Origin of the sequence: Parabacteroides sp. AF39-10AC (assembly GCF_003635405.1) — a bacterium.
Taxonomy (GTDB): domain Bacteria; phylum Bacteroidota; class Bacteroidia; order Bacteroidales; family Tannerellaceae; genus Parabacteroides; species Parabacteroides distasonis.
Genome location: NZ_QTLP01000029.1, coordinates 25,510 through 38,681 on the forward strand (window position 1 = coordinate 25,510; position 13,172 = coordinate 38,681).

A 13,172-nucleotide genomic window follows, 5' to 3' on the forward strand; every position below is an offset into this window, starting at 1 on the left:
CCTACATGAAGCGTTATCTAAATCAACTTGAATGCAAAATACTGAGAGCCGGAGATTCCCTGTTTAATACCACAACCACGGATAATCTATTAATCTTCGTATTTTCGGGAAAACTTATTATTTACAGCCAAGAAGGGACACATATAGCGGAAGTGGCAAAAGATCATTTCATGCTACTTGCGCAAAACACCAATCATAAGGTTATAGCCTCAGCCCCTACCCGCCTTATCTTAATACATGCGGGCAGCCTATCCGACATGATCATAAATGACCCGGAATGGAATGTGGAGAAACCGGTCGTCTTACCGATTCCCCCAGCCTTAGCGCACACATTAAATCAGATAGAATATTATATGAAGGATAAATACTTTACCTTGAATTGAGATTAAAAATGTTTCAATTCCTGATAAAGCTTTTGCACAGGTAATCCCATCACGTTATAAAAGCTACCATTGATAGCCTCTACCCCGATATAACCGATCCACTCCTGAATGCCATACCCTCCCGCTTTATCATAAGGTTTATATTTATCCAAATAATAATTAATCTCTTCATCACCCAATTTTGCGAAACAAACCGCAGATTCGACGGAAAAGCCTACATTTTTGTCCTTCGTCATGATACAAACGCCGGTTATTACCTGATGTACATGATCCGACAAAGCATGAAGCATAGCATAAGCTTCCTCCCGGTTCGCAGGCTTCCCCATAACCCCGTCAAACGTCCAAACGATCGTATCTGCCGTGATTAGCAATTCATCATCCGCCATAGTCGATTTATAGGCCTCCGCTTTCGAACGGGCAATATATAAAGGGATCTCCATGGAGTCAATAGAATCCGGGTAAGACTCGTCAATATCCGGAATTATCCTCACCTCGAAGTCGATATCCAGACCAGATAACAAATTCCGTCGTCTCGGAGAATTAGAGGCTAAGACGATCTTGTACTTTTTTAAATTCTCTAACATAACCTATTCGATTAAGCGTTACACATTCACCAAAATTTTACCACCCAAAAGCCTCCTCGCCGAACCAGTGTCCTTGCGCCCGCATCGTTTGCTCGATCACGTCCCTAGCTACGCCTTCGCCACCTCGCCGGGAGGATATATATTTCGCTATCTCCTTGATCTCCGGAGCCGCATCCGCAGGTGCCACCGGCAATCCGACTCGCGTCATTACCTCATAATCAGGAATATCATCACCCGCATACATGATTTGCTCAGGAGACAAGCCCGTTTTTTCCATAAAATCCTTAAAGTCATGCACCTTTACAGCGCTACGCATATAAATATGTTGTATTCCTAAACGAGAAAAGCGAATCTGTACGGCTTCCGTATATCCGCCCGTAATTATAGCGACCTCATAACCTTTCTTCACGGCCAATTGCAAGGCATAGCCATCCTTGATATTGACCGTACGCATCGGATCGCCATTCGGGTGAAGCGGAATCACATCGCAGGATAGCACCCCGTCTACATCAAAGACAAAAGCCTTTATTTTTCTCAAATCATAGTTTATACTACTCATGTCGAGCCTCCTTATGTATACTTCGGCTAATCAGCTCATATAGATTTCGCATATCCGGATCTTTAAGCATAGCCATATGTTTGTTTATCACATTCTCGTCATATCGTATAGCTGGTCCCGTTTGGGCTCGCGCCGGCGACATTACATGTACCTTAGCGGCTGTCTCGTCTATCAAAGGTAGCAAGACCTCTCCCGGTATTTGCTGTTCTTCCAAGATCTTTTCAGCTAGCGCATACATATGATTCGTAAAATTACAAGCGAAAACCGCCGCTAAATGTAAGTTCTTTCGCTTCTCGGAGGAGAGGAAACGGACATCACTGGAGAGCGCCCTAGCCACCTCTCCCAGCACCTTCTCATCTTCAGACGAGTTCGCCTCTAAAAAGAACGGTATTTTCTTGAAATCCACCTCCCTACTCTTACTAAACGTTTGTAACGCATAAACCACCCCATATCTAGCCGTAAGACCTTCAAATACAGAGATTGGCATACTCCCTGCCGTATGCACCCACAAACCGTTATTCGGTTTTACACGGGCGATAACATCTTGGAGCACGGCATCTTTCAAAGAGAAAACATACAAGTCGGCATCTTCCACAATATCTTCCGGGACAACAGTCCACCCACATCCCAATTCATCGGCTAAAATCTTAGCATGCTCACTTGTGTGACTATACACTTGCCCGATACTCATTCCGGACTTACGCATTTCCAACGAAAGCCGGGTAGCTAAGTTTCCAGCACCAACAAATACGACTCTCATTCTTCCGCCTCTTTATTTTCTTCCGGAAGAGAGAACTTTCCTATATGTATCTTCTCCCATTGTAAATGGGATTCATCAAAAGGCTTACGAACCTGATCCTTATAACCGATACCAATGATAGACAAGACATCCAATTGATAAGGGATATCCAGCAACGAACGAACATAATTATTCGAATCCGCCTCGTCCTCTGTTACCCGGTTCCGGATCTGACACCAGCAACTGCCCAATCCCAAATCCTCCGCCTGCAATTGCATATAAATAGAAGCGACCGAAGCGTCCTCGATCCAAACATCGCTTTCCATCACATTCGCCAAGACAACCACGGCCAAGGCACAACCCTCCAGAAAAGCGGAACCATTTTTCTTACACCCGGCAAGTTTCTTCAACATTTCCTTATCTTCCACGACCACGAACTGCCAAGGATTACTACGTTTTGAGGCCGGAGCCATCAACGCCGCTTTCAAGATCAGTTCTACCTGCTCGGGTGAAAGTAGTTGTTCGGTAAACTTACGTGTACTTCTTCTATTTTGTATAAGTGTTGCAAAACTCTCCATTTTTTTCGTTCTTTGTACTCTTTTAATATTAAGATTCGCAAATATAAATATAATTTTTTGCACCCATATATACGTATCGTTCTTTTTTCTCGTTAGTATTTTTATAATTGAACAATAGATTATGAAGATTCGTGCGATAGCCGCGCTGCTATTTATACTTATTTCCGTGAGTGCCTTTGGCGAAGGCCGCATAAAAATCACTGGTTATGTCCGTGACGCCGACGGTAACCCTCTGGAATTAGTGAATGTCCGGGTTAAGAACACGTTGATCGGCTCCATGACCAACGAGAAGGGATATTATTCCTTTTCCATATCGCCGGGGGATTCTATCTCCGTTATTTACTCTTGTCTGGGATATAATAAAGCTGAACGTATCATTCCTTCGGCACAAGCCGATATGCGCCTGAACGTACAGATGAACAATACCTCATTTGATTTAGGGGAAGTATCCGTTACTGCCATCCGCAAGCAGACCACGACCATGGAGTCCCTAAATGCGGACAAAATTAAGTTATTGCCCGATCCCTCCGGAGGTAGTATAGAGAGCTTGGTCGTTACGTTTGCCGGAGTATCGTCCAATAACGAGTTAAGTTCCCAGTACTCCGTACGTGGAGGTAGTTATGATGAAAATATCGTTTATGTGAATGGGATCGAGGTATTCCGTCCGCTTCTGATTCGCTCGGGACAACAAGAGGGCCTTAGCTTTATCAATCCGGACCTGACGGAGGCGGTCAATTTCGCCGCCGGTGGCTTCGAGGCTCGTTACGGAGACAAGATGAGTTCCGTGCTGGATATTACCTATAAAAAGCCTAAGATGTTCGAAGGCTCGGCTTCTGCGAGCTTGTTGGGCGCAAATGCTTATGTAGGCAGTTCTATCGGTAAATTTACCCAAGTAACGGGTTTCCGCTTTAAAAGCGGTCGGTCTATCTTGGGTACCATGGATACAGACGCTGAATACGACCCTAAATTTATCGATCTGCAAACTTACATCACGTACCAATTGGCCCCTAAATGGGAAATCAATTTCTTGGGAAACCTCGCTAACAATAATTATAAATTCACCCCTTATAGCCGGGAAACCTCTTTCGGTACAGCCGAGCATCCCAAGAACTTCAAAGTCTATTTCGACGGAAGGGAAAGAGACCGTTTCCAAACCTTATTCGGTGCGCTTACATTGAAACACAACCCCAATGAGAACACAGAGTTGGGACTTCAAGCCTCCGCTTTCAAAAGCAAGGAAGAAGAGGGATACGATATCGCCGGAGAATATTGGCTGAGCGAGAACGGAGCGGAAAATCCGGATGACGACGCGTCAGCCGCCATGTCCGTAGGCCGTTATCACGAGCACGCACGAAACCGTTTGAACTCCACCGTCATGAATGTCGGGCATTATGGGATGGCCCGCCTTTTAAACAATACGTTGAAATGGGGAGCCACGGTACAAATGGAGAAAATCAATGATAAGATCAGTGAATGGGAAAAAAGGGATTCCTCAGGTTATTCTTTGCCCCAAACCGGTAATAACGTAAGTGTATATTCGAACCTCTTTTCTGATAATCAGATAGAAAGCACACGCTTTTCCGCTTATGCGCAAGACGCGTTCAAATTCAGGACCAAGCAAGGTCTGTTCACGTTAGTCGCAGGGGTTAGAGGTAGTTATTGGACTTATAATAAGGAGTTCCTTTTCAGTCCCCGTGCCTCATTGGGCTTTATCCCGAACTTCGACCAAGACTTGACGCTCCGTTTCGCCACCGGACTGTATTATCAATCGCCCTTCTACAAGGAATTACGTAGAGTAGACAAAGATAAGAACGGCAATAATATCACGGTATTGAACAAAGATCTAAAGTCACAACGCTCCATCCATTTCATATTGGGAGGAGATTATACGTTCCGTGCCGTAGACCGGAATTTCAAGGTGACCGCCGAGATGTACTATAAAAAGCTGGACAATCTGAATCCCTACACCGTAGATAACGTCAAGATCCGCTATTACGGCGAGAACTGCGCCAAAGGTTACGCCATGGGACTCGATGTCAAATTCTTCGGAGAATTCGTACCGGGTACCGACTCATGGATCAGCTTCTCCTTGATGAAAGCCCAGCAAACCATCCGGGAAACAACGACCGTTCCTATGGCCAATAGCCAAGGCTACAACATCTCACTCTTCTTTCAAGATTATTTCCCGGGCTATAAACGAGTCAAGCTAAATCTGAAAGGAGTTCTATCCGGAGGACTTCCCCAGACAATCCCGGGCAAAGGATACGAAGCCGGCTATTTCCGTACGCCCGCCTACAAACGTGTGGATATCGGCCTCTCCTATCAATTGGCAGGAGGCACGGACGCTATCATGGACAGGGGCTTCTTCCGCCATTTGAAAAACATTTGGCTAGGTCTGGATGTGTTTAACATATTAGACATCAAAAATGTTAGTTCCTACTATTGGATAACAGATGTATATAATGTCCAATACGCAGTTCCAAACTATCTGACCGGACGTCAATTGAACGTTCGTCTGATTGTCGATTTTTAATAAAATGTATCTTTAAACACATTTACTGGGAGATAAAAACAAAAAATTATTTCCTCATTCATAAAAAGTAGTGTACATTTGCACACAATAGAAACAAACATTTACTAAATCTTTAAATTATTATTGACATGGAACTTACACATATCGAACATTTAGGTATCGCAGTGAAGAGTATCGAGGCTTGTTTACCCTATTATGAAGGCGTTCTTGGATTAAAATGCTACAATATCGAAGTAGTAGCAGACCAAAAAGTAAAAACCGCATTTTTCAAGGTAGGACAGACTAAGATTGAATTACTAGAGCCGACCAGCGAAGATAGCACGATTGCGAAATTTATCGAGAAAAAAGGTGAAGGTATCCACCATATCGCATTTGCGGTACCTGATGTACAGGCAGCTTTGAACGAGGCTGAGGAAAAAGGCGTTAAATTAATCGATAAAGCTCCCCGTGGTGGCGCGGAAGGCTTGAACATCGCTTTCCTTCACCCGAAATCAACTTGCAGCGTATTGACAGAACTTTGCATGCCGGGCAACAAATAATTAATCCGTTCATTTCTAACAACAAATCAAAATACAATGAGTAACCAGCTTGAAAAAGTAAAAGAGCTCATCGCACTTCGTGAGCAAGCTCGTTTGGGTGGAGGAGAGAAAAGAATCGAATCACAGCACAAAAAAGGCAAATATACCGCTCGTGAGCGTATCGCCATGTTGCTTGACGAAGGTAGTTTCGAGGAATTCGACATGTTTGTTCAACACCGTTGTACAAACTTCGGTATCGAGAAAACTAAATATTTAGGCGATGGTATCGTAACAGGTTATGGTACGATCGACGGACGTTTGGTATATATCTTCGCTCAAGATTTCACCGTATTCGGTGGAGCCTTGTCTGAGGCTTTGGCTATGAAGATCTGTAAAGTAATGGATCAAGCCATGAAGATGGGCGCTCCCGTTATCGGTTTGAACGACTCCGGTGGAGCTCGTATCCAAGAAGGTGTAAACGCCTTGGCAGGATACGCAGAGATTTTCCAACGTAACATCTTGGCATCTGGTGTTGTTCCCCAGATTTCCGGTATCTTCGGCCCTTGCGCCGGTGGAGCCGTTTATTCTCCGGCTTTGACAGACTTCAACATCATGACACGTGGTACCAGCTACATGTTCTTGACAGGTCCGAAAGTAGTAAAAACCGTAACAGGTGAGGATGTAACCCAAGAGCAGTTGGGTGGAGCCAGCGTACACACCACGAAATCGGGTGTAGCCCATTTCGCTGTCGATACAGAAGAGGATGGTTTGCAATTGATCCGTAAATTGCTCAGTTTCTTACCACAGAACAACTTGGAAGAAACTCCGTTAGTTGAGTGCAAAGACCCGATCGATCGTCTGGATGATGTATTGAACGATATCATTCCCGATAACGCCAACCAATCTTACGATATGTATGAGGTTATCGGTACAATCGTCGATAACAACGAGTTCCTAGAGGTCCATGCGGACTACGCTAAGAATATCATCGTAGGTTTCGCTCGTTTCAACGGACAATCCGTCGGTATCGTAGCCAACCAGCCGAAGGTTATGGCAGGATGCTTGGATAGCAACGCATCTCGTAAAGCAGGTCGCTTCGTTCGTTTCTGCGACGCTTTCAATATTCCTTTGGTAACATTGGTTGACGTTCCGGGATTCCTTCCGGGTACAGGTCAGGAATACAACGGTGTAATCCTTCACGGCGCTAAATTGCTTTACGCTTATGGTGAGGCTACCGTTCCTAAGATTACCGTTACATTGCGTAAGTCTTACGGTGGAGCTTATTGCGTGATGAGTTCTAAACATTTACGTGGTGATATGAATTACGCATGGCCGACAGCCGAGATCGCCGTTATGGGCCCGAGCGGTGCCGTAGAGGTTATCTTCGCCAAGGAAGTAGCAGCCGCTGAAGATCCGAAAGCATGCGCAGCAGAGAAAGAAGCTGAATATAAGAAAGCATTCGCTAATCCTTATAACGCAGCTCAATACGGTTATATCGACGATGTTATCGAACCGCGTAACACTCGTTTCCGTATTATTCGTGCTTTGCAGCAATTGCAGACTAAGAAGTTAAGCAATCCTGCTAAGAAACATGATAACCTGCCTCTATAATCCGTAAAACAGGAGATGAATATGATAAATAAGAAAATAGGGGTATTGCTACTGTTCGCTTTGCTCATTTCATTCGGGGCAAAGGCACAGCGCGCAACCTCCATGCGTATTAATGAAGTATTGGTTATCAACGAGGATAACTTCGTTGATGACTATGGCAAACGTCATGGCTGGATTGAGTTGTTCAACACTTCGGCCGGAACGGTAAATATCGCGGGATGTTATTTGACAGACGACAAAAACAATCCCATGAAATATCCGATCCCGAAGGGAGACGTATTAACTCAGATCCAACCCCGCCAGCACTCATTGTTCTGGGCGGACGGAGAACCGAGTCGGGGTACTTTCCACGTAAACTTCGTATTAGACCCGTTTAAAGAGAATTATATAGCTCTGTATGATGCAGATGGTAAAACATTGATCGACGAAGTTACGATCCCTGCCGGACAAATGGCTGATATCAGTTACGGTAGAGTGATCGATGGTAAAGATGAATGGGCACAGCTGAAGAAAGTTACTCCCAGTACGAATAACCTAACATTGGATTCTAATGAGAAAATCGATAATTTCAAACAGAATGACTCTTTAGGTATCGGTATGACCATTACCGCTATGGCTGTAGTGTTCTTGGGATTATTTTTGTTATACATCATCTTTAAACAGATCGGTAGATTGTCTATATCCGCGAGCAAACGTAACGCTCAGAAAGCTGCGGGAACAACAAGTGTATCGGTTGACGCCGGACAAGAGTCTGGTGAGATCTTCGCCGCTATCGCTACCGCTTTGTACGAGATGAGTGATGACAATCATGACATCGAGCACACGGTTCTTACGATCCACAAGGTACAAAGGACTTATTCTCCTTGGAGTTCAAAACTCTACGGTTTGCGTCAAACCCCACATAAGTAATTATCTAAAAACGAACAAAGAATGAAAAGTTTTAAATATACCATTAACGGTAACGTATATAAAGTACACATCAATTCTGTAGTGGATGACATCGCAGATGTTGAAGTAAATGGTACACCTTATCAAGTAAAATTAGAGAAACCGGCGAAGAAACAAATGGTTACATTGAAACGTCCGGCTCAAGCGCCGACAACAGCAAGTGGCGACCCTGTAGTTACTCGTCCGGCAGCCTCTACTACACAAGGCGCTGTTAAGACTCCGCTACCAGGTGTTATCTTGCAGGTTAAGTGCAACGTAGGTGATACCGTGAAGAGAGGTCAAACATTGATTATCCTTGAGGCTATGAAGATGGAGAACAACATCAACGCAGACCGTGACGGTAAGATTATAGAAATTAAAGTACACAAGGGAGACTCTGTGCTAGAAGGTGCTGATCTCGTAGTAATCGGATAAGACTATGCAAGAGAGCTTTTTAACATTCTTAGGTGAGAACTTACAACTGTTCCTTACCTATACAGGTGTATACAACGCTACTCCGGGACATCTCATCATGATTATGGTAGGTCTGTTGTTTATATTCCTGGCGATTAAATATGAGTTTGAACCGATGCTTTTGATCCCTATCGGATTTGGTATCTTGATCGGTAATATCCCTTTCAAGGACGCAGGTCTTCAGGTAGGTATTTATGAGCAAGGGTCTGTACTGAACATCCTCTATCAGGGTGTGACCTCTGGATGGTATCCGCCATTGATCTTCCTCGGTATCGGGGCCATGACCGACTTCTCCGCATTGATCTCCAATCCTAAGTTGATGTTGATCGGTGCAGCGGCTCAGTTCGGTATCTTTGGTGCTTATACGATTGCTCTTCAAATGGGATTTGAGCCGAACCAAGCAGGTGCTATCGGTATTATCGGTGGTGCTGACGGTCCGACGGCTATCTTCCTGTCTTCTAAGTTAGCGCCAAACTTAATGGGTGCGATCGCGGTATCCGCTTACTCATACATGGCGTTGGTTCCTATTATCCAACCGCCGTTCATGAGATTGCTTACGACTAAGAAAGAGCGTTTGATCCGTATGAAACCGCCGAGAGCCGTTTCTTCCACGGAAAAAATTATCTTCCCGATCGTTGGTTTGTTGCTTACTTGCTTCTTGGTTCCGTCCGGTTTACCATTGTTAGGTATGCTATTCTTCGGAAACTTATTGAAAGAAAGTGGCGTGACTCGTCGTTTGGCAGAGACTGCTCGTGGTCCGCTGATCGATACAATCACGATCTTATTGGGTATCACGGTAGGTGCTTCTACCCAAGCTACACAGTTCTTGACATTGAACTCTATCAAGATCTTCGGTCTAGGTGCGTTATCATTCGTGATCGCTACTTGCGCCGGTGTATTGTTCGTTAAGTTATTCAATTTAATATTGAAAGACGGCAATAAGATCAATCCGCTTATCGGTAACGCCGGTGTATCCGCCGTTCCTGACTCAGCTCGTATCTCACAAGTTGTAGGTTTGGAATATGACCCGACCAACTACTTGTTGATGCACGCTATGGGTCCGAACGTAGCAGGTGTAATCGGTTCCGCTGTAGCTGCCGGTATCTTGCTAGGATTCCTTGGTTAATAAAAACAACTATCTATATTAAAAAAGGCGAGGTCCGAAAGGATCCCGCCTTTTTATGTTATTGTTCTCAGTTAGCTTGCTCTATAGGAACCGGACTAATCTCCGTACTCGTATCCTCCACCAACGTTGTCCCGAGGAACAACCAGATCATCAAAAGGATTATAGCGACAACCACACCAAATACCAATAGCGTATTCACACTTTTCTTTCTCATGTCTTTAACTGATTTATTCATTTTAGAATAAACAGCCGGAACATGAATTTGGTTGTGTACCCTTACTCTTATTTGTTTTTCCCTAACGCCTCGTTCAGCACTTTGTTCTTAGCGATCGTTGCTTGGAATTCTTTCAAATAGAAAGGCTCAAAATAAGCCACATTCTCAAAACGGCCATCATCATATGCTTGCTGCGACAAGGATGCCATATTTACAGCTAATGGATAGATACCATCTATAAAACAGGCGTTCGAAGAAGTGATTACCGTCTCACATTTAGCGGCACCGTCTCCAAAGAAACAAACCTTACCGTTCTCTAAAAAAGAAGCATACGAATCAGCATCTACGATATCAACAGTCGTGGCACGTATCGTGTTGAGATGGGAATCATAAATCGAAGAGTAGACTTCCATACGACGGGCATCCAACATAGCGCAATACAAGCAATCGGCCTCCTCCTTATTTTTCCGGATAGCGGCAGACGCTAAAATATCCAGCGTATGAATACCGATCAAAGGAATACCATACCCAAAGCATAATCCTTTAGCCACAGACACCCCGATGCGTAACCCCGTATAAGATCCGGGTCCGCTACTTACCGCCACGGCATCCAGTTTTATCCCTTTCGACTTCGCGGCTTCTAATGCCTCTTCCATATAAACGCCCAATAACGCCGCATGAGACGGCCCCTCAAAGGAAGCCTTCTCAAAGACCACCTCCTCCCCTTCCGACAGGGCTACTGAACATACGGAAGTGGATGTCTCGATATTTAAGATCAATGACATAATAATAGACTATTAACAGTTGATAGTTAGCATCTCTTCTATAGGAATACCAACATTATAATTAGATTATGTCGCAAAGGTATACAAAAAATCACTTTCTATCTTTATCACGTTCGGAGATTATCTTCGAAAAGGTTTCCGGTGTCATATTTAAGAAAGAAGCGATGCTATACTGTGGAACATGCTTCATTAAATAATAGATATCATGATTATCTTTATAATATTGCACCCGTCCTCGGGCGGATCGGCTACGCAGTACATAGCTCCTCTCTTCACCTACTTGGATTATATTTGACAAGACCCTACAAATGACATAAGCGAATTCCGGACATTCCCTTAATATAAAGTCATAATGCTCATATGAGATTACCACGGCAGCCGTATCCACTACCGCTTTTATCGCCATAAAAGATTTTCTTTTACTTTGGAAACTATACCAAGAGGTGCAGAATTGCCCCTCTTCGAAAAAGCCTAATATACACTCCTTCGTTACCGTACTATAATAAGAAGCACAAAAACCTCCAGCAATAAAAAAAAGTGAATTACAGAGCTTTCCCTCCTCTTGTAATAATTCCTCTTTGGCAAAAGAGACCATATAGCTCCTCTCATAAATCAATTCACGGAAACGATCCGAGACTGGTACATATTCACTGACCAAAGTAAACAATCTCTCATAAGCCCGGTCTGGAAAAAGATCTATTCTTTGTTTCACAATAGTTTACGTTTAGTATCATTTAACAATAAATTTAGTCCTATCGGAACTATTTCAAATAGCGGAATTACAATATGCTCAAATTGAAAAAGATATAAGAAAGGCACACTTGCGGAAATATAGTAGGACTATCAAATCGTATTTTTATTAAAATTTCAACAAAAAGTAATAGGCTCTACATTATATATATTGTATTTTTGCGAAAATATTATTGTATTAGTTCCGATAGGACTAAGGCATCAGTATCTACAAATCCCCTCTTAACCCATTATACCCTAGAACAAATCTTAATATCGGATAAGATTTATCTTATATCTAATCTTTATATTTGGCCAACAAAAACAACTTATGATTATGGAAAACACAACAATCAAACAAAACAAGCTATTAATTATCATATACTTGATCATAACAGCAGGAGTTTGTATTTGGAGTATTTACTCAATCTACCAAGGAGCTTTATCAATCTCCGACAACCCTATCGACTCGAATGTTTTTGAAGGAGGCAGTTGGTTTGGAGGGCTATTCATCATAGGCCTTATCATCTCTTTTGGTACAGGCTGGGATGATTATAAAGCGGTGGACACATACGCCGATGGTCACAAGGAAGAGAACGCTACGGATGGTTGTATAGCTACATTATTAAGTAATTTCATTATCAAGCCTGCGATAGTCACGCTTATTATCTACTATGCCTTATATTTTTTGATAGAGATAGCGATATTCCTGCTACCATACGTTGCGGGAATCGTAATTGTGGGAGGTTTATTCGCATCATTTCGCTTACTTCTAAAAATGGCAAATGAGGAAAAACGTATTCCTTTAATCATAACGCTTGTTTGTAGTACAGCTCTATATATAGGTATTGGGTACTTTTTATCCAAGCATGTCGACTCTGTGACAGACCCTAGTCCGGAAGAAATGATCCGGGCAGAATCAAGCAATAAACTAACCCCAGACAATCTCAAAGGAACTTGGCGATTGGTTTCCGAGAAAAAAGAGGGCCAATCCGTTCCATTAGCCCAATGTAAACTCATCTTTACCGAAACATCCAATGGAGGAAACGCATATAAATTGACCGAGGTATACACATCTAAAAAAAATCAATCTAATTATTCCCTAATGAGTAACACGATTGTCATGCGACTAAAAATAACAGGCGATAATATGGAGAACCAATATACAGTTGTTGAACTAAACAATAAGAAGATGATTCTTACCTTCGTCTATTTTCCAGAAGAAACCTCATCCGGAGAATTGATATTCGAAAAAGAATAACTCAGTATCTCGACAGAAACGGTCTTTGATCAAGGATTCACACAAAATTAATGTCTTTATATTCGGCTAGACCTATTACTATGTGACATTAATGATCATACAATCGAAAAGTTAATCTAAGACAAGATTTTTATCCTTTTTACCTTATAAT

At 43.0% G+C, this 13,172-nt stretch carries 15 protein-coding genes; 8 read left to right on the plus strand and 7 right to left on the minus strand.

Annotated features, from left to right (window positions below):
* Positions 1 to 5: 5 nt before the first annotated feature.
* Positions 6 to 383, plus strand: a complete 378-nt coding sequence (locus DW033_RS20395; RefSeq protein ID WP_005865798.1) for a hypothetical protein — start codon at positions 6 to 8, stop codon at positions 381 to 383.
* A 2-nt stretch (positions 384 to 385) separates the two neighbouring features.
* Here DW033_RS20395 and DW033_RS20400 read toward each other — a convergent pair whose 3' ends face one another.
* Genes DW033_RS20400 through DW033_RS20415 form a run of 4 tightly spaced genes read right to left on the minus strand, consistent with a single transcriptional unit; the run spans position 386 to position 2,843 of the window.
* The gene (locus tag DW033_RS20400) at positions 386 to 967 is read right to left on the minus strand and encodes a Maf-like protein (RefSeq protein WP_005865796.1); all 582 of its coding nucleotides are present in this window, start codon (positions 965 to 967) and stop codon (positions 386 to 388) included.
* Between the two features lie 37 nt (positions 968 to 1,004).
* Positions 1,005 to 1,526, minus strand: coding sequence for an HAD family hydrolase (locus DW033_RS20405; RefSeq protein WP_005865795.1), 522 nt, complete (start codon positions 1,524 to 1,526; stop codon positions 1,005 to 1,007).
* Entirely contained in the window at positions 1,519 to 2,286 is a 768-nt protein-coding gene (locus DW033_RS20410; RefSeq protein ID WP_005865792.1) for a Rossmann-like and DUF2520 domain-containing protein, read from the minus strand. Before DW033_RS20410 ends, DW033_RS20405 begins: the two co-directional genes overlap by 8 nt.
* Complete coding sequence (locus DW033_RS20415) at positions 2,283 to 2,843, minus strand: nitroreductase family protein (RefSeq protein ID WP_005861528.1); 561 nt, start codon at positions 2,841 to 2,843, stop codon at positions 2,283 to 2,285. The genes DW033_RS20410 and DW033_RS20415 overlap by 4 nt, the downstream gene beginning before the upstream one ends.
* A 121-nt stretch (positions 2,844 to 2,964) precedes the next feature.
* Here DW033_RS20415 and DW033_RS20420 point away from each other — a divergent pair, with 121 nt between their 5' ends.
* From DW033_RS20420 to DW033_RS20445, 6 genes are all read left to right on the plus strand, one after another.
* Complete coding sequence (locus DW033_RS20420) at positions 2,965 to 5,376, plus strand: TonB-dependent receptor (protein ID WP_122383091.1); 2,412 nt, start codon at positions 2,965 to 2,967, stop codon at positions 5,374 to 5,376.
* Between the two features lie 128 nt (positions 5,377 to 5,504).
* Positions 5,505 to 5,915 carry a methylmalonyl-CoA epimerase gene (gene mce / locus DW033_RS20425; RefSeq protein ID WP_005861524.1) on the plus strand — a complete coding sequence of 137 codons (411 nt, stop codon included), beginning with the start codon at positions 5,505 to 5,507 and terminating at the stop codon, positions 5,913 to 5,915.
* Positions 5,916 to 5,951: 36 nt separating this feature from the next.
* On the plus strand, positions 5,952 to 7,505 hold the full coding sequence (locus tag DW033_RS20430) for an acyl-CoA carboxylase subunit beta (protein ID WP_005861522.1): 1,554 nt from the start codon (positions 5,952 to 5,954) through the stop codon (positions 7,503 to 7,505).
* Between the two features lie 21 nt (positions 7,506 to 7,526).
* Entirely contained in the window at positions 7,527 to 8,414 is an 888-nt protein-coding gene (locus DW033_RS20435; protein WP_122383105.1) for an OadG family transporter subunit, read from the plus strand.
* A 21-nt stretch (positions 8,415 to 8,435) separates the two neighbouring features.
* Positions 8,436 to 8,867 (plus strand): biotin/lipoyl-containing protein, encoded by a 432-nt coding sequence (locus DW033_RS20440; protein ID WP_005865787.1) that lies wholly within the window; start codon positions 8,436 to 8,438, stop codon positions 8,865 to 8,867.
* A 4-nt stretch (positions 8,868 to 8,871) separates the two neighbouring features.
* Positions 8,872 to 10,032, plus strand: a complete 1,161-nt coding sequence (locus DW033_RS20445; RefSeq protein WP_122383092.1) for a sodium ion-translocating decarboxylase subunit beta — start codon at positions 8,872 to 8,874, stop codon at positions 10,030 to 10,032.
* Positions 10,033 to 10,099: 67 nt separating this feature from the next.
* Here the strand turns inward: DW033_RS20445 and DW033_RS24750 are convergent, their stop codons facing one another.
* The 3 genes from DW033_RS24750 to DW033_RS20460 form a co-directional block, all read right to left on the minus strand.
* A complete protein-coding gene (locus DW033_RS24750; RefSeq protein ID WP_005861514.1) occupies positions 10,100 to 10,246 on the minus strand; it encodes a hypothetical protein in 147 nt (48 codons plus the stop codon).
* 68 nt (positions 10,247 to 10,314) lie between these two features.
* Complete coding sequence (gene tsaB, locus DW033_RS20455) at positions 10,315 to 11,031, minus strand: tRNA (adenosine(37)-N6)-threonylcarbamoyltransferase complex dimerization subunit type 1 TsaB (RefSeq protein WP_122383093.1); 717 nt, start codon at positions 11,029 to 11,031, stop codon at positions 10,315 to 10,317.
* Between the two features lie 91 nt (positions 11,032 to 11,122).
* Positions 11,123 to 11,743 (minus strand): Crp/Fnr family transcriptional regulator, encoded by a 621-nt coding sequence (locus DW033_RS20460; protein ID WP_146375666.1) that lies wholly within the window; start codon positions 11,741 to 11,743, stop codon positions 11,123 to 11,125.
* A gap of 354 nt (positions 11,744 to 12,097) precedes the next feature.
* Between DW033_RS20460 and DW033_RS20465 the strand changes: the two genes are divergently transcribed.
* Positions 12,098 to 13,021 carry a lipocalin family protein gene (locus DW033_RS20465; RefSeq protein ID WP_158595245.1) on the plus strand — a complete coding sequence of 308 codons (924 nt, stop codon included), beginning with the start codon at positions 12,098 to 12,100 and terminating at the stop codon, positions 13,019 to 13,021.
* Positions 13,022 to 13,172: the final 151 nt, after the last annotated feature.

Coding starts and splice junctions, on each gene's coding strand:
- tsaB (WP_122383093.1), bottom strand. CDS start 11,031: ATGTCATTGATCTTAAATATCGAGACATCCACTTCCGTATGTTCAGTA.
- DW033_RS20405 (WP_005865795.1), bottom strand. CDS start 1,526: ATGAGTAGTATAAACTATGATTTGAGAAAAATAAAGGCTTTTGTCTTT.
- DW033_RS24750 (WP_005861514.1), bottom strand. CDS start 10,246: ATGAGAAAGAAAAGTGTGAATACGCTATTGGTATTTGGTGTGGTTGTC.
- DW033_RS20420 (WP_122383091.1), top strand. CDS start 2,965: ATGAAGATTCGTGCGATAGCCGCGCTGCTATTTATACTTATTTCCGTG.
- DW033_RS20435 (WP_122383105.1), top strand. CDS start 7,527: ATGATAAATAAGAAAATAGGGGTATTGCTACTGTTCGCTTTGCTCATT.
- DW033_RS20415 (WP_005861528.1), bottom strand. CDS start 2,843: ATGGAGAGTTTTGCAACACTTATACAAAATAGAAGAAGTACACGTAAG.
- DW033_RS20445 (WP_122383092.1), top strand. CDS start 8,872: ATGCAAGAGAGCTTTTTAACATTCTTAGGTGAGAACTTACAACTGTTC.
- DW033_RS20400 (WP_005865796.1), bottom strand. CDS start 967: ATGTTAGAGAATTTAAAAAAGTACAAGATCGTCTTAGCCTCTAATTCT.
- mce (WP_005861524.1), top strand. CDS start 5,505: ATGGAACTTACACATATCGAACATTTAGGTATCGCAGTGAAGAGTATC.
- DW033_RS20465 (WP_158595245.1), top strand. CDS start 12,098: ATGGAAAACACAACAATCAAACAAAACAAGCTATTAATTATCATATAC.
- DW033_RS20430 (WP_005861522.1), top strand. CDS start 5,952: ATGAGTAACCAGCTTGAAAAAGTAAAAGAGCTCATCGCACTTCGTGAG.
- DW033_RS20440 (WP_005865787.1), top strand. CDS start 8,436: ATGAAAAGTTTTAAATATACCATTAACGGTAACGTATATAAAGTACAC.
- DW033_RS20395 (WP_005865798.1), top strand. CDS start 6: ATGAAGCGTTATCTAAATCAACTTGAATGCAAAATACTGAGAGCCGGA.
- DW033_RS20410 (WP_005865792.1), bottom strand. CDS start 2,286: ATGAGAGTCGTATTTGTTGGTGCTGGAAACTTAGCTACCCGGCTTTCG.